This is a genomic window from Pseudomonas sp. RIT357, assembly GCF_000632245.1.
In the GTDB taxonomy this organism is placed as follows: domain Bacteria; phylum Pseudomonadota; class Gammaproteobacteria; order Pseudomonadales; family Pseudomonadaceae; genus Aquipseudomonas; species Aquipseudomonas sivasensis.
On the sequence record NZ_JFYX01000001.1, the window covers coordinates 491857 to 511878 of the forward strand.

The 20022-nt window shown below is 62.3% G+C and carries 14 protein-coding genes; 4 read left to right on the plus strand and 10 right to left on the minus strand.

The genetic code is table 11. The features are described 5' to 3' along the window. Positions 1-124: 124 nt before the first annotated feature. The 3 genes from BW43_RS24860 to BW43_RS24850 all read left to right on the plus strand — a co-directional run bounded on the left by BW43_RS24860 (position 125) and on the right by BW43_RS24850 (position 4607). The gene (locus BW43_RS24860) at positions 125-1045 is read left to right on the plus strand and encodes a hydrogen peroxide-inducible genes activator (protein WP_003213305.1); all 921 of its coding nucleotides are present in this window, start codon (positions 125-127) and stop codon (positions 1043-1045) included. A gap of 8 nt (positions 1046-1053) precedes the next feature. Then, positions 1054-3129: an ATP-dependent DNA helicase RecG gene (gene recG, locus BW43_RS24855; RefSeq protein WP_032884418.1), complete on the plus strand. Its 2076-nt coding sequence runs from the start codon at positions 1054-1056 to the stop codon at positions 3127-3129. A gap of 77 nt (positions 3130-3206) precedes the next feature. Continuing rightward, on the plus strand, positions 3207-4607 hold the full coding sequence (locus tag BW43_RS24850; RefSeq protein ID WP_032884419.1) for an aminoacyl-tRNA deacylase and HDOD domain-containing protein: 1401 nt from the start codon (positions 3207-3209) through the stop codon (positions 4605-4607). 76 nt (positions 4608-4683) lie between these two features. On the opposite strand, the gene BW43_RS24845 is transcribed toward BW43_RS24850, so the two are convergent. Further along, positions 4684-5058, minus strand: a complete 375-nt coding sequence (locus BW43_RS24845) for a hypothetical protein (RefSeq protein WP_003195530.1) — start codon at positions 5056-5058, stop codon at positions 4684-4686. A 300-nt stretch (positions 5059-5358) separates the two neighbouring features. On the opposite strand from BW43_RS24845, the gene BW43_RS24840 reads away from it, so the two are divergent. After that, positions 5359-6204, plus strand: coding sequence for a hypothetical protein (locus BW43_RS24840; RefSeq protein ID WP_032884421.1), 846 nt, complete (start codon positions 5359-5361; stop codon positions 6202-6204). Positions 6205-6274: 70 nt separating this feature from the next. Here BW43_RS24840 and tagQ read toward each other — a convergent pair whose 3' ends face one another. The 9 genes from tagQ to BW43_RS24795 all read right to left on the minus strand — a co-directional run bounded on the left by tagQ (position 6275) and on the right by BW43_RS24795 (position 20016). Next, entirely contained in the window at positions 6275-7201 is a 927-nt protein-coding gene (gene tagQ / locus BW43_RS24835; protein WP_032884422.1) for a type VI secretion system-associated lipoprotein TagQ, read from the minus strand. 84 nt (positions 7202-7285) lie between these two features. Further along, complete coding sequence (locus BW43_RS24830) at positions 7286-8998, minus strand: SUMF1/EgtB/PvdO family nonheme iron enzyme (protein ID WP_032884423.1); 1713 nt, start codon at positions 8996-8998, stop codon at positions 7286-7288. Beyond that, on the minus strand, positions 8991-10175 hold the full coding sequence (locus BW43_RS24825) for an ABC transporter permease (protein ID WP_032884424.1): 1185 nt from the start codon (positions 10173-10175) through the stop codon (positions 8991-8993). Before BW43_RS24825 ends, BW43_RS24830 begins: the two co-directional genes overlap by 8 nt. Next, positions 10175-10879, minus strand: a complete 705-nt coding sequence (locus BW43_RS24820) for an ABC transporter ATP-binding protein (RefSeq protein ID WP_032884425.1) — start codon at positions 10877-10879, stop codon at positions 10175-10177. The genes BW43_RS24825 and BW43_RS24820 overlap by 1 nt, the downstream gene beginning before the upstream one ends. After that, complete coding sequence (locus BW43_RS24815; RefSeq protein ID WP_032884426.1) at positions 10879-13863, minus strand: serine/threonine-protein kinase; 2985 nt, start codon at positions 13861-13863, stop codon at positions 10879-10881. Before BW43_RS24815 ends, BW43_RS24820 begins: the two co-directional genes overlap by 1 nt. Further along, positions 13860-14579, minus strand: a complete 720-nt coding sequence (locus tag BW43_RS24810) for a PP2C family serine/threonine-protein phosphatase (RefSeq protein WP_032884427.1) — start codon at positions 14577-14579, stop codon at positions 13860-13862. Before BW43_RS24810 ends, BW43_RS24815 begins: the two co-directional genes overlap by 4 nt. After that, on the minus strand, positions 14580-15233 hold the full coding sequence (gene tagF / locus BW43_RS24805; RefSeq protein ID WP_032884429.1) for a type VI secretion system-associated protein TagF: 654 nt from the start codon (positions 15231-15233) through the stop codon (positions 14580-14582). It abuts the gene before it with no gap. Further along, positions 15230-18730: a type VI secretion system membrane subunit TssM gene (gene tssM, locus BW43_RS24800; RefSeq protein ID WP_032884431.1), complete on the minus strand. Its 3501-nt coding sequence runs from the start codon at positions 18728-18730 to the stop codon at positions 15230-15232. Before tssM ends, tagF begins: the two co-directional genes overlap by 4 nt. After that, entirely contained in the window at positions 18727-20016 is a 1290-nt protein-coding gene (locus BW43_RS24795) for a DotU family type VI secretion system protein (protein ID WP_032884432.1), read from the minus strand. The genes tssM and BW43_RS24795 overlap by 4 nt, the downstream gene beginning before the upstream one ends. Positions 20017-20022: the final 6 nt, after the last annotated feature.

The window sequence follows — 20022 nt, forward strand, 5'->3', positions numbered from 1 at the left end:
TTGCCATTCTCAGCAAACAGCAAAATCCTCCGCATCCCCCGCTCAATCCCCAACAAACTTCTGATAACGTGCGTCTATCGATTGCAGCCGGTATGCTTGGCCCGCAACTTCATGGACGCCTGCTATGACTCTTACAGAATTACGCTACATCGTTACCCTCGCCCAAGAGCAGCACTTCGGCCATGCGGCCGAGCGTTGCCACGTCAGCCAGCCGACGTTGTCGGTGGGCGTGAAAAAGCTTGAAGACGAACTCGGTGTGCTGATTTTCGAGCGCAGCAAAAGCGCCGTGCGCCTTACCCCTGTGGGCGAGGGCATCGTTGCCCAGGCCCAGAAAGTCCTGGAACAAGCGCAAAGCATTCGCGAGCTGGCCCAGGCTGGCAAGAACCAGCTGACCGCTCCGCTGAAAGTCGGCGCCATCTACACCGTCGGCCCATACCTATTCCCGCACCTGATCCCGCAACTGCACCGCGTCGCACCGCAGATGCCGCTGTATATCGAAGAAAACTTCACCCACGTGCTGCGCGACAAACTGCGCAACGGCGAGCTGGACGCGATCATCATCGCCCTGCCGTTCAACGAGGCCGACGTGCTCACGCTGCCGCTCTACGACGAGCCGTTCTACGTGCTGATGCCCGCCTCACACCCGTGGACGCAGAAAGACACCATCGACGCCGGCCTGCTCAATGACAAGAGCCTGCTGCTGCTTGGCGAGGGCCACTGCTTCCGCGACCAAGTGCTGGAAGCCTGCCCGACGCTGACCAAAGGCAACGACGGCGCCAAGCACACCACCGTGGAATCCAGCTCCCTGGAAACCATTCGCCATATGGTCGCTTCCGGCCTGGGCATTTCGATCCTGCCGCTGTCAGCGGTGGATAGCCATCACTACGCCCCCGGCGTTATTGCAGTACGCCCGCTCACACCTCCGGTGCCCTTCCGCACCGTGGCAATCGCCTGGCGTGCCAGCTTCCCACGGCCTAAAGCCATTGAGATCCTCGCCGACTCGATCCGCCTCTGTTCGGTGGCCAAGCCGCCTGCTGCGAGCTAAGTAGCCGTATGACTGAGCTGTCGCAGGTGTCGGTGACGGCACTCAAGGGTGTCGGTGAAGCCATGGCCGAGAAGCTGGCCAAGGTCGGGCTGGAAAATCTCCAGGACGTATTGTTCCACCTGCCCTTGCGGTATCAGGACCGCACCCGCGTGGTGCCCATCGGCCAGTTGCGCCCAGGGCAAGACGCTGTAGTGGAAGGCACCGTCAGCGGGGCCGACGTGGTCATGGGCAAGCGCCGCAGCCTGGTCGTGCGCCTGCAGGACGGCACCGGCGGTCTGAGCCTGCGCTTCTACCATTTCAGCAACGCGCAGAAGGAAGGCCTCAAACGCGGCACACGCGTGCGCTGCTATGGCGAGGCGCGGCCCGGTGCCTCGGGCCTGGAGATTTACCATCCGGAATACCGCGCGATCACCGGCGACGAACCGCCTCCGGTGGACACCACCCTCACGCCGATCTACCCGCTCACCGAAGGCCTGACCCAGCAACGCCTGCGCCAACTGTGCACGCAGACCCTGACCATGCTCGGCCCGAAAAGCCTGCCCGACTGGCTCCCACTGGAGCTGGCTCGCGACTACCAACTGGCGCCGCTGGACGACGCAATTCGCTACCTGCATCACCCGCCGGCCGACGCCGACGTCGACGAGTTGGCCCTGGGTCACCACTGGGCCCAGCACCGCCTGGCCTTCGAAGAACTGCTCACTCATCAACTGTCCCAGCAGCGCCTGCGCGAAAGCATGCGTTCCCTGCGCGCCCCAGCGATGCCCAAGGCCACGCGCCTGCCTGCGCAATACCTGGCCAATCTTGGCTTCGCGCCGACCGGTGCCCAGCAACGTGTAGGCAATGAAATCGCCTACGACCTCAGCCAAAAAGAACCCATGCTCCGGTTGATTCAGGGTGACGTGGGTGCAGGCAAGACAGTGGTCGCCGCCCTCGCCGCCTTGCAGGCGCTGGAAGCCGGTTACCAAGTGGCGCTGATGGCACCCACCGAGATTCTCGCCGAGCAGCACTTCATCACCTTCAAGCGCTGGCTCGAACCCTTGGGCCTGGAAGTCGCGTGGCTGGCGGGCAAGCTCAAGGGCAAGAACCGCGCAGCGGCACTGGAGCAGATCGCCGGCGGCGCCCCGATGGTGGTGGGCACCCACGCGCTGTTCCAGGAGGAGGTGAAGTTCAAGAACCTGGCCCTGGTGATCATCGACGAACAACACCGCTTCGGCGTGCAGCAGCGCCTGGCCCTGCGCCAGAAAGGCGTGGGCGGTCGCATGAACCCGCACCAGTTGATCATGACCGCCACGCCGATCCCGCGCACGCTGGCCATGAGTGCCTACGCCGACCTCGACACCTCGATCCTCGACGAACTGCCGCCCGGCCGCACCCCGGTCAACACCGTGCTGGTCACCGATACCCGGCGTGTCGAAGTGATCGAACGGGTACGCGGCGCCTGTGCCGAAGGGCGCCAGGCTTACTGGGTGTGCACGCTGATCGAAGAGTCTGAAGAACTGACCTGCCAGGCCGCCGAGACCACCTATGAAGACCTCACCAGCGCCCTCGGCGAACTCAAGGTCGGGCTGATCCACGGGCGCATGAAGCCCGCCGAAAAAGCCGCCGTGATGGCCGATTTCAAGGCCGGCAACCTTCAACTGCTGGTGGCCACCACGGTGATCGAAGTCGGTGTGGACGTGCCCAACGCCAGCCTGATGATCATCGAAAACCCCGAGCGCCTGGGCCTGGCGCAACTGCACCAACTGCGCGGCCGCGTCGGCCGGGGCAGCGCGGCCAGCCACTGCGTGCTGCTGTATCACCCGCCGCTGTCGCAGATCGGTCGCCAGCGTCTGGGCATCATGCGCGAGACCAACGACGGGTTCGTCATTGCCGAAAAAGACCTCGAACTGCGCGGTCCCGGCGAAATGCTCGGCACCCGCCAGACCGGCCTGCTGCAATTCAAAGTCGCCGACCTCATGCGCGACGCCGACCTGCTGCCCGCCGTGCGCGATGCGGCACAGGCCCTGATGGAGCGCTGGCCGGATCACGTCAGCCCGCTGTTGGATCGCTGGCTACGCCATGGGCAGCAATACGGCCAAGTGTGACGCCTGACTCACTTAAGCGACCTACAAATGTATCAAGCTGGTTATACTCCGATGACTGTAAGAAATTGGATCAGGCCATGTCAGAAGTTGCCCTCGCCACAGCCCCGCTGACCGCCCCACCGGTCATCCGGGCTCTGCTCGCAAAGCTCGCCATCCCCTACACGGAAGTTGCTGAACACCCTGGCCTGAATCCTGCGCAAAAGGTGCAGGCTGTGCTGCTGGAAGATGCGGTGGGTGCACTGATGGTGCTGTTCCCCCAAAACCAGTTGCTCGACCTCAACCGCCTCGCCGAACTCACCGGCCGCCGCCTCATCGCGGTGTCGCCGGATCGCGTCAAGCGTATGCTGGACAAGCATGAGCTGAGCCTGCTGCCAGGCCTGCCGGCACTCACCAGCTCGCCGTGCCTGTACGAAGGCAGCCTGCTCGACGAGCCGAGCCTGCTGGTGCATTCGGGCGAGCCAGGGCTGCTGCTGGAGATCGCCAGCGATGCGTTCAAGACCATGCTCACCAAAGCCAGCGCTGCAAACTTCGGCGAGCCGCTGAGTAATATCCGACCGAACCTCGACCGCCCCAATGATGACCGAGAGGAAATCACCCAGGCGATGCAGGCGTTCACCGCTCGCCGTATCCAGCAGCGCCTGGAAGCGACTATCGAGATTCCACCACTGGCTGACACCGCGCAGAAGATTATCAAGTTGCGCGTCGACCCTAACGCCACCATCGACGACATCACCGGCGTGGTCGAGACCGACCCGGCCTTGGCGGCCCAAGTGGTCAGTTGGGCCGCGTCGCCGTACTACGCGTCGCCCGGCAAGATCCGTTCAGTAGAAGACGCCATCGTGCGCGTACTGGGTTTCGATCTGGTGATCAACCTGGCACTGGGCTTGGCCCTCGGCAAGACCTTGAGCCTGCCCAAAGACCACCCGCACCAGGCCACGCCGTACTGGCACCAGTCGATCTACACCGCCGCCGTGATCGAAGGCCTGACCCGCGCCATGCCCCGCGCACAGCGCCCGGAAGCAGGCCTGACCTACCTGGCCGGCCTGCTGCATAACTTCGGTTACCTGCTGTTGGCCCACGTGTTCCCGCCGCACTTCTCGCTGATCTGCCGCCACCTGGAGGTCAACCCGCACCTGTGCCACAGCTACGTAGAGCAACATTTGCTGGGCATCAGTCGCGAGCAGATCGGTGCCTGGTTGATGCGCTACTGGGACATGCCGGACGAACTGTCCACCGCCCTGCGCTTTCAGCACGACCCAACCTACGACGGCCAATATGCCGAATACCCGAATCTGGTATGCCTGGCTGTGCGCCTGTTGCGCAGCCGAGGGATTGGTTCTGGGCCGGATGAGGCGATCCCGGATGCGTTGCTGGAGCGCCTGGGGTTGAGCCGTGACAAGGCTGAAGAAGTGGTGAGCAAGGTGCTGGATGCAGAAGTGCTGTTGCGTGAGTTGGCGTCCCAGTTCACTCAAAACTGAATCTGTCGCCTCTCAGATAGCTATCGGGGGCGGTGCGACTTGCCCCCGATGAATCCAACTTGGTTTCCCTGAACGCCTACTTCTTTTTCTTCGGCTTCAAATACTTGGTCAACCCCTGGAACCAGATCACCAGCGCCGGGTTGCCCTTGATCTGGATCGACTTGTCCTGAATCCCCGTCATGAACGCCAGTTGCTTGTTCTTTGCCTGCATCGTGGCGAAGCCGTACGCGGCATCTTTAAACGCAATGGCGAACGCCGGCGCAGGATGAACACCTGAGCGGCTGGTAATACGTTGGTCTTTGACGATGAAGTGACGGGCAACCTTGCCGTCGAGGGTCTGCAACTGGAACGCCAGGTCTTTATCACCCAACTGTTGCTGGAAGGCGGGATTGGTCCGGCTGGCTTTGCCCATCATCAGGCCCAGCACCCAGAGGAGAAGACGAAATTTCATAAACTCACAGACCTCGCAAAGGTGAACGGCTCGCGCAGTTTAGCGATTCTTTTGGGGAACGCCACTATCGCTTTTTAGTTCACCTCCTTGCGTTTTATTACTGCCACGCAATGACTGAACAGTCTAAATTCAGCCTCTAAAGTCCGCTCGGCCAATATCGCGTTGATTCCATTCCCGAATACCGTGTATTCAAAAAAACTCTAATTACCTGTGAATGCTCACAGTATCCCCTGATCTGCACGCGCACTAGTCTGGCCCAGTACTAAACCTTAGAGAGTCTGTATAAAGGAGCACGCCAGCATGACAACTAATACAACAACTCGAGCGGGACAAGTAAGGGTCAAAATCACACAGTCCGGTGCTACTCATCAATTTGTCTCACAAATCACCAGGGCTACGGTAAAAGACAACTATATGGTGATTTATGCCAGTCAGAATGCCTTTTCACCCTTTCGTATTTATTCCCTCGACGTGAAAGTCGCCCTGGGTGCCACGCCGGGTACTTATACGCTTGATGGTCAAGCGGGAAACATCGTCGGCCTGATCTATCTTCCGCCGGATACAAACTTGCTGAACTATTACCAAGACATTTCCGGTGAATTCAGACTCAAGGAGAACGCATCGTTGCAGCAGGTCGAGGGTAGCTTTGATTGCATCGTAAAAAGCGTAGGGTCTGGTGATGAGGAAGCCGAGTTAACCGAGGGTGAGGTCACATTCAGCCAATCGCTTGATACAGACACTAAGGGGTATCTGCGCGGGACCGTCGACCCGGATGGCTATACCTTTGACTCAACTATCCTGAGCATGCAGTTTGTAGAGCCTAAAAATCACCCGCACTTTCTCGAAGTGCTCGCGGTGACTGACAAGCACGGCGACAAGCGGGTTTACCTGCACATTCCAAAATCAAAACTAGGGGAAACGTCACTGCCAATTACCAACAACGAAAATGGGGAATCAGCGATTGCGACGTTATTATTTGCGGGCGTACACCGGGCTACCGAAGGAACCGTCACTTACACGTACGATGCCGACTCGCAAAGACTGAGCGGCCAACTGAGCTTCAAGGCTCTCGTTCCCGGCCAACCCACTGTCCAATTTGAAAACGGCAAATTTGATATCGCCGGGCTGACCCCGACGGCCTCATAGATACACAAAAACCGCCAGCCGATCATTCCACTATCGACTGGCGTTAATGCGTCAGGACAACGCGCCGCCCTTAAACGTTAGGGCAAGGCACCGGCGCCCAGTCGGCCAGGTTTGGATCGCGGCAAGTGCCTTCGATCTGCGCTTTACCGGCGCTGGCAACCTTCTTGCTCTCATCTTGCTTGGTCTGGGCAGTCTGGAAGGTTTTTTCGGTGCTCACTGCTTCTGTTGGGACGGTTGGAAGAGGCGGCTTCTTCGGCGGTTTAGTGCCTGTACCTTTCTTCTTGCCCGGTGTCACAACGGGTTTTGAATCGGCCTGGGCCACGGTGACCACGTCGGCACGCTGTACGCCAACCTGCTGCAGGTCTTTCTCATAAGCCTGGGTGTAGTTGTTCAGGTCTTCGCTGGCCTTGCCGTTGACTGCAACGATCAGGTCATTGGATTCCTTCAAGCCCGAGACGATTTCCGCCAGGCGCTTGCGGCCTTCGGTGTCGTTGACGGTCTTGGCCTTACGGTCAGCCACCAGCTTGGTGAACGCGCTCTGATAGCACTGTTGCGACGCTTTGGCATACGCGGTGCTGCGGTCGATGTCGGAGGCGCTTTTGTTTACGTCAGCCGCATACGAAGCAATGCGCTGGTTGTCGTCGGCGATCTGCTTCTGACGCTCGGTGTAGTAACCCGCCGCGCCGCCGGCGAGGGCGCCGCCCGCTGCGCCAATGGCAGCATTACGGCCGCGCTTTTCGGAGTCGCCGGTCAGGGCGCCCAGCAGTGCACCGCCGGCCGCGCCGATGGCCGCGCCGGTGACAACCGACTTGGTCATGTTCGAATCGGTGGCGCGCAAGTGCTGCACCGGCTCGTAGCAGTTGGGGTAGTACTCGACCTTGGTGCTGGACGCCACCTTGGAGGCCGGCGATGTGGCGCAGCCTGTCAGCACGGTGCTGAAGCCAGCGGCAATCAGCAACAGGTGACGCTTGGAAACCGCCTTACGGGAAAAAAGCATAGGTTGTATTCTCTTCTAAGTTTGACTTGCCCAGCGCGGCAACTGCCGCCTGAGTCCCTTCCAAGCTCGCTATACAGCCAACGATCAAGACCGCTGACCGCTCGCTGCGAGCAATTCCTTCAAGATCGTCGCCGGGTCAGCCCGCTGTTGTTTGCGGTAGTTGCCGACATGGCGGACGAACAGTGTCGCGCGCGTCACCAGGCTCTTGCCGAGCACTGGCTTGCGATCCAACTCTTCCTTGATCCTTTGAAACTGCGCCTGGATCACCGCATCGGTGTAGCGCGTGCCCGTCGCCAAGTTGTCGATGTAAATCGCGACCGCGCCGTCGAGGGCACTGCGGCCGTTGGCAATGGCCATATCAAACAGCTTCGCGCTGGCCTCATCCTTATTGTCCAGAGACTGTTGGCGACTCTTCTGCAGGTTGGCCAGGCGGATGTTGTAGTTGCTGATGGTCTCAGCCACCAATGCGGCCGACTGAATCAGGTTGCCCGCCGCTTCTTCGCGTTGCTGGGCGATCAGCGAGACGTTGCGCTTGAGCTCTTCGTTAACCAGCCCCAATTCGGCTTGCAGCTTGGGGTCGACGCTGGCGGCGATGATGCTGTCCAGGCGTTTGGTCGGGTCTTGGGCGTCATCGATGGCGTCGGTCAGCGCGGCCAGGCGCCCTTCCTTTTGCCACTGCGCAAACAACTCCTTGTAACGTGAACGCGGGGCCGACAACGCACCAATCGCCACGCGGAAACCGGTGGTTTCATTGCTTTGCTCGGTGCCGTCGGCGGCGAAAAGCGGGTATTCGCGGCGCATGCCGGTGAACAGCGTGCCCTCGCCTTCCAGGTAGTTGCCGCCCTTGACCACAAAGCCGCCGTAAGTGCCCTGGCGTCGACCGGCATGGACCAATTGGAAAGACTCCTGGACCATTTCCGCCGCATTGCCGATCACGTCGAACATGCCAATTGGGTTGGGTAATTTGGTGCCAATGGGCATCAGGCGCGCCGCCTGGCCAGTACCGCCGGCGACTTGGTTGAACACGGCGTAATCACCCAAAGGGCCATCGCTTTCGCTGCCTTCAGTGCGACGAGGAAACAGACGCCCCTCCAGATCCTGACGGCTCACCGCCTGGCCACCGCGTGCGGCAAACTCCCACTCCACTTCAGTGGGCAAGCGCACAAAGCCAAGGCCGCCGTCTTCCGCCGACGAACCGCGCCCGCTCACCGGTAGCAAATCGCGGTGGTACTTCATCAGCCAGGCGCTGTACACCGCAGAGAACCGCTCGGCCTCAAACCGCGACAGTTTCACCTTGGGCAAACGCCCGGCCATACCGGTCGGCGCATCGCAGGCCGGCGCCGGCTCGCCACTGGCCAGGGACTGCGCCTGGGCCATCACTTGGGCGTATTGGCGAGCGGTCACTTCATACTTGCCGATGAAGTACAGCATCGGCTTGAGTGGGGTCTTGGCGTCTGTCTTCGGCATCAACGGCGCGATGACTTTGTTCCAGTCTTTCGGCAAATCCTTGAGGGTGAACTGGCCGTTGATAAAGTCGCGGCGATAGCCGGAAATAAACGACTGCTGGTAACCGGCCTCGCCTTCGGCGAAGGGGTAGCCGAGGCTGATTTCGCGGTCATCCAGCGTGCCTTGGGCCAGTACGTAGGCGTAGCGGAACACCATGTTGCCCTCGCATGGCAGCGGCAGGCTCACGTCATCTGGCAACGGTTTGGGGTTGTCCAGTTTATCGCTTGCTTCATCGGCCCAGGCCATCGAGGCCAGGCTCAGCGCCACGACGGCGCCCAGTAACTTATACATCTCTGATTCCTTCAGAAGCCTGGATACGCGCCACTCGCCAGCCACCACACGCCGCCGCCACGGCGCTGACGCCGAGGACTGCAACCAGGGCCAGGCCGTAATGACGCGCCAGCAGATGACTGGCGTACTCGCCCGGCACCTGCGCAAATAATTTGTTCAACGCTGCTTCGGCCAAGCCATACAGCCCGGCGCTGAGCAAGGCCGCAAACCCTGCGCTATACAGCGCCTGCACCACTACAAACAACAACAGCCCGCCGGTGGAAAACCCCAACAGCCGCAGCACTGACAATTCCCGTCGCTTGCGCGCCACGGCGGCCAAGGCCCCAGCGAAGATCGCCGCAAACGCCCCCGCCAACGCCAGCCCGGCGATAACCCAGAATACGATCGACAGGTTGCGGCTCAACGACTGCACCTGGGCGATGGTGTTCGCCTGGGTCGATACCAATACGTTCTGCCCAGCGAAATACACCCGTAGGGTTTCTACATCAGTGAGATTGCGCGCGTACAGGCGAAACGCCGGGTACACCCGCTGCTCACCCACCGCCACCTCTTCGCCCGTCCATCCCAACGCCGTGACGGCGCGACCATCGCGGTAATCTTCCGCCGCTTCCAGCAGGGCCAGATCGGCGAACAAAGCGTCCCGCGCGAAGGCTTCCAGCGGCAGTACCGCAACCACCTGTACCTTTGTGCGCTGCTCCTCGACACGTCCTGCTACCTGGCGGGCAAAGCGGGTTTCCAATAGATCCCCTGGCCGCGCTGCAAGCTTCTCGGCAGCGGTGTGGCTCAGCACGATCTGGTTCAGGCCATGCGGCAGCACCAGCGCACCCAACAACGGATCACCCGACGCTGTCGGCAGCATCTCCAACGTCAGCGCGCCCACCTGCGCCGTCGCCGCAATCTGCCGCGTACGCGGTATGGCGAACGCCACATCGGGGCGCTGGGCAAGCTGCTCAATCAATGCGCTGCTGAATCGACCACCGCCCAACGGAATAATTTCACGGGTGGCGGGGTCGGTCTGCAAACGTTCGGTCAAACTGCTAACCAGTCCAAATTTCAGGCCGAATAACACCAGCAACGGCGCGATCACCGCCACCAATGCCAGCACCGAACAGGCCGACAGCGACGCGTCGTTGCGGTAATCCTGCCAGGCCAGGGAAGCGATCAAGGGGATGCGCATCAGCACGCCTCCCCAAGGGTGGCAGTGACGCCACCGTCGGCATCGCGACGGCAACTGATACGCCGAATCTGCAAGCCACTGGCACGGGCCAGAGGTTCGTCATGGGTGGCGATCACACAGGCGGCGCGGTGCTCATGGGCCTGGGCCAACAGGGCGTGCATCACCCGCTCGGCATTCAACGGGTCAAGGGACGCGGTCGGCTCATCCGCCAGCACCAGTTGCGGTGCATGGGCCAGGGCTCGGGCGCAGCTCACGCGCTGGCGCTGGCCCACCGACAGCGCCGAGGGTTTCTTCGCCAACTGATCACTGATTTCCAACTGCTCGGCCAGGCGCGCCACACTGCCATCGTCTTTCAAGCCCAGCAGTTGCCGGGACAGGGCGATGTTGCCGCGCACATCGAGAAAGCCAAGCAGGCCACCGGTTTGCAGCACGTAGCCCAAGTGCTGGCTGCGCAACTGCGCCAGCCGCGATTGCTGATCCGCACGCCACAGACTGCCAATGTCGATCGCATTAAATTCGAAGTGCCCCACCTGATCCGGCGCCAGGACCAACGCCAGCAAATCCAGCAAGGTGCTCTTGCCGCAACCGCTGGGCCCAACGATCGCCACTTGCTCACCCGCGCGCAGCGCCAGCGCCGGGATCACCAGGCTATAGCGCTGGCTACCGACGCCCCGGCTCTTGTGCACCGCGCTCAGGGTCAGCATTACGGCAGCGTCGACAACGGCACGCGGTACAACGCATCGCCCGGCTCGGCATCGCCGAAACGGACCCAATTGGCCACGTCGTTATGGAAGGTTTCGTAGAGGCGGATTTTCGAATCCAGCTCGTCAATAAAGTCTTCCTGCTCGGCCACGCTCAACGACAACCACAAGTCCTGGGTCATGTTCAGCGACTTGCTGCGGTACGGCAGGCCTTCCAGGTATTCGCCGAGAATGCCGCCATCGGCCAAGTTGCCGCCCTTGCGCAGGGCTTGCGGGTCGCGGCTCATGTAGGCAGAGGCGCTGGCGATTTCCTGGAAGAAATCCTTGGGTGACGTCTGGGTCTTGCGCGCCGCGTCGACGATCAGTTTCAGCGACTGCTGCAAATCGTTGAGCTGCAACTTGGTCAGCATCACGCACACCTGGAACGCCGGCAGCGCCGGGTTGGTCAGGTCGCGATCGGCAGTCCAGGCGCTAACCAGCTGCGGCGCCTGGCTCGCGGTTTTGCGGCCGAGGAAGTCCATGTGCATGGCGTAACCAACGGCGGCAGATTTATCCGCCAAGGTCGGTGCCGAACTGAGCAGCGGGACCGGTTGCGGCGTGTTGCTGCGCACTTGATGCACCAGGTTGGCGAATACGCTGCCGATCTCATCGACACGCTCACCCAACTTGCGCACATCACCACCGGGCACCGGTGTGTACAAGTCGCCGATCTGCGGGTTGGCGTCGGCGGTGAGGATGCGGTACTGGCTCTCGGCGCCAGCGTGGGTTTTCTTGCCGGCGTCGGTGCGCAGGTGCAGAGCGTAAATCTTGATCTGCTTGCCCAGCGCGGCCTGGCGCACTTCGGCTTCGTTCATCTGGGTGGCGGCGAACGGGTCGTTCTTGCGCAGCGCGCCAGCATCGGTGACCAGCAGAATGATGCGCCCGCCATAACCGGACCAGTCCATGCCGTCCACAGCCTGCATCACCCCGGCAAACGCGTCTTCGTTGAACGAATGGCTGGAAACGCTGGACGCTTTGACTTGCCGCGCCATGTCGAGGAAGCGTTGTGGATCACGCCCCTGGTCGAGGCTGATCAGGGTTTTGGCCACGTATTCCAGGCCAGGGGTTTTCTTGATGCTGCTGCGAAAACCGACCATGCCGAAGCTGACGCTATCGAGTTCGCCGCGTTCGGCGATGCGGGTTTGCAGCTCATGAACCACGTCACGGATCTGGTCGATATACGGCTGCATCGACACGGTGGTATCCACTACCAGCACCACCGCAGTGCGGAAGGCATCGGCATTGGCGTTGATCACCGGCGTGGCGGGCTTGGCCACGGCGCTGCTGCCGGGGTCGATGGAAGCGACATTGAGCAACTGCACCGGCTGACCGTTTTCGTCGAAGCTCTCTTTGGAGTCAAAGATCGGCAACAGGTAAAACTGGTTCTGCGGCACGGCGCTGGCCGTCGGTTCCAGGGCAAGGATTTGCCCGTTGTCTTCGCTGTTTTTCTGCGCTTTGGCCAGCGCGCTCTTGGCGGCGGCCGGGTCGGCGAGCAGCTTTTCCACTTCCCCCGATTGCCGCAGGAACATCACCGGCGCACGGCCCGAGCGCTCGGTGAACTTGAGCACCAGGCTTTGTTTCCAGTCGCTGACTTGCGAGGCCGGCAACCAACCGTCGCTGCGCCCATCGGTGGCGGTGCCGACGCGTACCCACGGTTGACCCTCAATGTCTTTGCGTTGGTACACGTAAAGCACCGAGAACGCCGGCAGCACCTTGCCAGCCGCGCTGCCTGCCTCATCCGAAAGCTTCGCGCCCGGCTTGCTGAGGACGCGCTGGAACAGGGTTTTCTTGCCCGCCATCAACAGCGGACGTTGACCGCCATCCGCCTCAACCACTGCCGCTGCGGGTGTTGCTGGGGGTGTTGCTGGAGGTGTTGCTGCGGGGACTACGGCGGCCGGTGGTTTGGCCGGTTCATCATCGCCACTCAGCCACCAATAGGAAGCGCCACCAATCGCCAGGGCAACCGCCACAGCCACCGCTGCCAGCGCCAACACAGGCCCGCGACGCTGCTCGCTGTGCTGCGTCGGCGGCACCACCGGTTGGCGCACTGGCTCGGGTTTGGCTGTCGGGATTTCGATGGACTCCGGCGTGATACCCGCCAGGTCAAAACTCACCGGGATCGGCAGTGGTCGCACCAGCGTGGCTTCCGGCGAATCCGCCGGCAGTTGGTCCAGCGCCAGCAGCAACGCCGCTGCATCCGGGAACCGCTCGGCCGGATCCTTGGCCAACAACTTACGCAACACGCCCTGATAACGACCGTGGTGCACCGGCAATTCCGGCAACGGTTCGGTCAGGTGCGCCAGCGCGGTGGAGAGCGCGTCGGTGCCGCTATACGGCAGCTTGCCGACGAGAATTTCATAGAGCACCACGCCCAACGCATACAGGTCGGCGCGCCCGTCGATCTCCTGGCCCCGCGCCTGTTCCGGGCTCATGTAGCTCGGCGTACCGACGGCGAAACCGGCCTGGGTGAACTGGGTGCGGTCGTCCAGGGACTTGGCGATGCCAAAGTCCGAGAGCACCGCCGTACCGTCAGCGCGGAACAGGATGTTCGCCGGCTTGACGTCCCGGTGTACCAATCCTTGAGCGTGGGCATACCCCAGCGCCGAAGCGATCTGGCGGATCAATGTCACGCCCTGTTCCGGCGTCATACCCGCGGCGATACGCTCCTTGAGCGTACCGTTGGGCAGGAACTCCATGGCCATGTAATACAGCTCACCGACATTGCCGATGTCATGGATGGTCACCGTATGCGGGTGCGACAGGCGCGCCAGGGTCTTGCCCTCGCGCAGGAAGCGCTCGCAGAAGCTCGGGTCGGCGGCCAATGCCGCCGCCATCACCTTCAATGCCACCTTGCGCTCCAGCGAGCGCTGGGTCGCCAGGTACACGCTGGCCATGGCGCCTTCGCCGATCTCGCCTTCGATGTCGTAGCCAGGAATCACAATGTTCATGCCGATACCTTCACAACGATGGCGGTGATGTTGTCCGGCGCGCCGCGATTGAGCCCCAGGTGCACCAGGCTGCGCACGATTTCATCCGGCGCGTCGTGGCTGAGCACTTCGCGAATTTCATGGTCTTCGACGGTCTTGTTCAAGCCATCGCTGCACAGCAGGTAGCTGTCGCCGGGGGCGATCAACAGGTCGACTACCGCCACTTCAAGCTGGGCTTCCACGCCAATGGCGCGAGTGACGATATTGGCGCGCGGATGCACGCGGGCGTCGGCTTCGCTGAGCAGGCCGCTGTCTTGCAGGTCTTGCACGTAGCTGTGGTCGCGGGAAATACCTTCGAGCACGCCATCGCGCAGGCGGTACAGGCGACTGTCACCAGCCCACAGGCATACACCGCGCAAGCCACGCGTGGCGAGTACGACCACGGTGCTGCCCATCATGGTCACGCCACGATTGGCGGTTTCTTCGCGCACGGCGGCGTTGATGCGGATCAGGTCATTGCGCAGGGCCGCCGAGTATTCGTCCAGGGAGCGGCCCAACGGCACACTGCGCAGGCTGTCGACGATCAGGCTGCTGACATAGTCCCCTGCCGCATGCCCGCCCATGCCATCGGCCACCACCCACAGGCGGTTTTCCGGCAGGTCCAGGCACGCGTCTTCGTTAACTTGGCGCACCATGCCCACATGGCTTTTGCTCGCGGATTTGTACGTCGCCCCCATCTACACCACACCTTCTTGTCCGAGCAAAAACTGCGCAAAATCACCGGCGGCAGGTAAGCCCTGACACCGTAATAAACCAGGGGAAATACGTTCCGAGCCTCGGCCCCACCACAGGCTTGCGCCTTCGCAGGCCTGTTCGGCGAGCGCGGTCATGCGCCCATGGGGCACGGTGGCGGACACCCTTTGCAGGCCCGCGAAACGGCTATCGACCGCGCGCGGCTCACTGGCTGGAAAGCCGAGGGTATCGAGGCCATCGTTGAAGCTTTCAAAGGTCGCGCCGGTGTCCAGCGTGCTGAGCAAGAGCTCTTCGGCATGCTCGAACCACGTGTCCGGCCCGCCTACCAATGAGGCGGGATTGGTGTCGTGATCAAGCAAGGCCACCACCGCCAACGGAAAATAGCGCCCGACCCGATCGATACTCGGCATCACCACACCCGCCGCCGCATCCGGCCCGCACACGCCCGGCGCCAGTACAAAACGCCAAAGCGGGCTGACAAGGTATACGTTGAGCCAATCACCGCCCAGGCTGGTCTGGCTGGCCAGCAAACCCGCGGCCAGCCAACTGTCCCACGGACCGACAAAACTCTGGGGCAAGGCGCGGCTGACAAAATCCCCGCGACTGGCCAACTTGCCGTAGAAACCCAGGGTCGTCATAGCCGCTCCGGCAGGCTGAAGCCACTGAGCACGCGGCTCTTGAACGGGTTGAAAGCACTGTTGGCGCGCAACTCGTAGGCGATGCTCGCGCCGTCGACCCGCAGCCGCAGGTTGAAGCGGTCCGGCGAGTTGCCAGCGGTGAGGTCCGATTGCTCCAACAGGCGGAACCACGCCCATGGGCCGTCAAGTGTCACGCCCGAACGGCCGCTGGCCGATGGCGGCATGATGGAAATGCGCACCACGCCAATGCTGCCGGGGTTCGGCCATTGCATCGCCACCGGACGGCTTGGACCGTGGTCGTAGCTCAGTTGCTGGCCGTCGAGATCGAGCAGGAACTGGGTGATGGTCGGGTCCATCGACACCGGTTTGAGTTCGAAACGGACGATGGGCTGCGTGCCCCCGGAGCGGAAAAACGCATCGCGGATTGTCGCGGCGCGCTGGAAGGTTTGCAGCACACCCGGCGAGATCCCCAGCTTCTGCGCCGCGCCCGGCTGCCAGCGCCAAGTCTGCGCAGACGTGTCCACATACGGCTGCAGGTATTTGCGGAAGTAGTTATCCATCACCCCGCCCACACCAAAGAACTGCCCGAAGTCATCCAGCGTGGCGTCCCGCGCACTGCCCGGCGACATCGGATAACGCCCTGCCAGGGACTGGCGATACACGTTGACCACTTCGCTGACCCATGCCGCGTTCAGTTGGTTACGCACCCCGCCCATCATGCTGTTGGTGGTGGAGTTGACCACCGACTTGACCATGCCCTGCACCAGCGGCGGCTGGCGTTCGGCGTTCAGGCTGACCCGCGTGGCAGCAGCCGCCGCCTGGTTCTTCGCCTCACCGAGCAACGCGTCGCCACTGGCACCGACCATGGCGCTGACCTGCACATACAGCGCATTCATGTCCGACAACAAGCCATCAATAGCGGCTGGCTCGCCTTCATTTTTACTGACGATGCTGTTGAGTTCGGCAAAGTGCGCGGTGACCGGATCATCCGCTGCCGCCGGCGCATTGGCCGTCGGTTGCTCCTGGCCGAGCAGGCTGCCGAGGCGCTCCTTGAGCTTGTCGACGCCGCCTTCCACCGGCACGCCTTTGGCGGCCAATTGGCGCTCTTCAGTTTGCAGATCGGTTTCCTTGGCCACCGCCACCAGCAGCTTTTTCAGCGGTGAAGTCGGCCCGGAAATTACCCGCAGGACATCGGCCGCCTGGGCCACGCTGGTGATCGGCACAAAGTCGATGTCGGCGAGCAAGGCATCCCACTGGCGCTGGTAGTCCTGGAAGTACAGGCGACGCACATCGGCGGCGAGGCTGACCACGTTCTGCTGATCGGCCTGCTCGCGGCCCAACACCCATTGCTCTTCAGCCAAGGTGCCGGTCTGGTTCAGGCTGCTCAGCAGGAATGCCTGGCGATAGCCCTTGGCGGTGAAAAAACCACTCAACGGCTCGCCCAACGGCTTGCCGCTTTTACGGCTGAACACCAGCGCGGCATCGCGGCCAGCGGCTTCGTTGATACGGAAGTCCGGGATGCCTTCAGGCAGTTTCTGGCGTTTGACCCGGTCGTAGACGCGCTGGGCCACCGGCAGCTGTTGCAACTGGCGACGCAGGTCATCAATCAAGCGCGGATCGAGGCGTGCGCTCGGAGGGTGACGATCAAACAGCGCCTGCAAGTGCCCGGTCAGCGCCTGGCGCTGATCGGCCGGCAGGTCGCGCGGCAGGTTGCGGTCCCAATCGAGGGCGATCCAGGCCTTGATGAAGTCCGGGTCGTAATGCTCGCTGTCGGCGAGCATCAGGTAGGCCTTGAGGCCTTCGTAGAGGAAATCGGAATTGCCACCGCCGTGCAGCTGCTCCTCGATGCGCGTCACCAAGCGTGGCGCGAAGACCGCGATCAACAACTTGCGGTACACGCTGGCGGATTCGGCTTCGAGCATGTCGCCCTGATACAAGCCAAGACCTTCGGACCAGCTCGGCGAGTCGCCCGCGAGGTTCTTCACCGCGTTGAGCAACGGCAGTACGGCGAGGACTTCACGCTGCGCCGGGCTTAGGTTCTGCACGGTCTGGCCCAACGGCGCGACCTTTTGGTCGACCTGGGCGATATACGCCTGGTTGGCGCGATAACTCACCCACCACAGGCCGCTGACCACCACCACCAACGCCACGGTGGCCGCTAGCACGCCGCGCGCAATCCACTTGCGCCGCCGCTCGACCTTCGGGTTCACCCCCACCAAGCCACGCTCGGCAAACGCCACCGCGGTGAAGAGTTTTTCGATGAAGTAACTGCGCCCGGTGCCGCTCTGCCGTGCCAGGTGCTGGCGGTCCAGGTTCATGCTCTGGGCCATGGCGCCGATCAGTCGGTCAATCGGGCTGCCTTCTTGGGTACCGCTGGTGAAATACACACCGCGCAGCAACACGCGCTCTTCAAAGGCGTTGGGTTTGAACACGCCTTCGAGGAAGCTTTGCAGGCAATCCTTCAACGCGCCGAACTGCTGCGGGAAGCCGTAGATCAGGTCGCGCCGCGCCGGGTCGCGCTCCTGTTGCAGACGCTCAACCAAACGCTCATTGAGGCGTTGCTCCAGACCCGCGAATTCGCTTTGCAGATGGGCCAGAGGGCTGGCGCTGTTTTTACCGTCGTCCAGGGCAAAGGTCATGCCCCACACCTGGGCGCGCTCTTCCTTGCTCAGGTTGTCGAAGTACTCCATGAAACCCGGCACCAGGTCGAGCTTGGTCAGCATCAGGTAGATCGGGAAACGCACGCCCAATTGGGTGTACAGCTCCTGGATGCGCAGGCGAATCGCGGCCGCATGGGCAGCGCGCTCGGCATCAGTGCCGAGCAGCAAATCCGAGAGGCTGATGGCGATAAACGCGCCGTCGATGGGGCGGCGTGAACGCTGCTTTTTCAGCAGGTCAAGGAAGCCCAGCCACGCGGCTTTATCCACCGTGGAGTTGCTGTCCTGAGTGGTGTAGCGGCCAGCGGTGTCGAGCAATACTGCTTGATCGGTGAACCACCAATCGCAGTTGCGCGTACCGCCGACGCCACGCACCGCACCGGCGCCCAACTGCGCAGCCAACGGGAAGTGCAAACCGGAATTGACCAGCGCGGTGGTCTTGCCCGAACCCGGCGGGCCGATGATCACGTACCACGGCAGCTCATAGAGATTGCGGCGCTCGTCACCGCCGAGCTTGGCTTTTTTCAGCAGCGCCAGGGCTTCGTCCATGCGCTGGCGCAGGGTGGTCAGCTCTTCGGCAGTGGCCACGCTGTTGGGGTCGGCCGGGGTTTCGGCAGCCAGGCTGCGCATCACTTCGGCCGCTTGGCGCCGCGCCTGGATGATGCGGAACACGCGGTAGGCGATCCACACCGCGAATACCAGGATGATCAGCGCCCAACGGCGCCCTTCCGGCATCAGCACGTCGAGCAACGGCCCGACAAACCAGATGATCAGGCTCAAGGCAATCAGGCCCAGCAGCGGGATCACCCAGCGAATCATAAAACTGAAAAACGCCTTCACTCGACGCCCTCCGCCAATACGGTGATTTCAACCCGACGATTGCGGGCGCGGCCTTCGGCTGTGCTGTTGGTGGCCAACGGCTCGGTGTCGCTTCTGCCCTCGGCACTGAAGCGATCCGCTTGGCCAGTCTTGGCCGCGAGGATTTCCAGCACCGACTTGGCCCGTGCTTCGGACAGCGCCCAGTTGGACGGGAAGCGCAGCGTGGCAATCGGACGATTGTCGCTGTGGCCGGTCACGCGCACCTGGCCCTTCACTTTGCGAATGGCATCGGCGATGCGCAGCATCAGCGGCTGGTAGTCATCGACAATGCTGGAGCTGGCCGATGCGAACAGTTCATCGCCACGAATGGTGACCACGGAACGGTCGACTTTATCTTCAACGGCAACGCGACCGGCCTTGATGTCTTCAGCCAGGAACCCCGCCAAACGCGGCCGCTCGATGACTTTAGGCTGCGCCACCGGACGGTCGATGGCCTGCACCGGGATCTCGCCCAGGGCATGGATATTCTTGAACACCGGCTCCGCCTGCGACGCCAGGAGCATGCGCAAGGTGAACAGCAACGCCAACAACAGCGCCACGCCAATGGCTACGGCGATCCACGGCGGCATGAATTGCGCCAGGCGATCACGGGCCACGGTCACCCCACGCCAGTGCGGCGACAGCTCGCGCTCATGCTCGCCACGAGCACTGCGAATCGCCGCAGCGGTGCGCTCGCGCAGGGCTTCCAACTGGCTGCGACCGTCGTTCATCACGCGGTAGCGGCCTTCGAAACCCAGGCACATGCACAGGTACAACAGCTCCAGCAGGTACAGACGTTCCCGTGGGCTTTGCAGGCAGTGGTCGAGCAACTGGAAGACTTTTTCGCCGCCCCAGGCTTCATTGTGCACAGTGATCAGCAGGCTTTGCTTACCCCAATCGCTGGTGCTGCCCCACGGCGTGCTCAATACGGCTTCATCAAGGGCGGTACACAGCGCATAACGGGCCAGCAGCACTTCGTTGCGCGCCACGCCGGCGGCTTCGGCGCGCTCTTCGAACTGACGCAGGTAGGCCAGCAACTGCGCACGCAGGCTGGCTGGCGCGGGGTGGGCGATGGTGTTGCGCAGGCGCGTCAGCAAAGCCAGCAGCGGGCCGGCGGCGCTTTCCAGCGGGTTGAGGCCCTGGCTTTTGCCGGTGAGCATCGGTGCTGCCGGCATCGACAGCGGAGCCGGCTCTGCACGCACAGGTTCAGGCGCGCGGCCACCTGGGCGGGGCATGAACTGGGTGCGGTCGTCATCATTGGGATGCATCGCGGA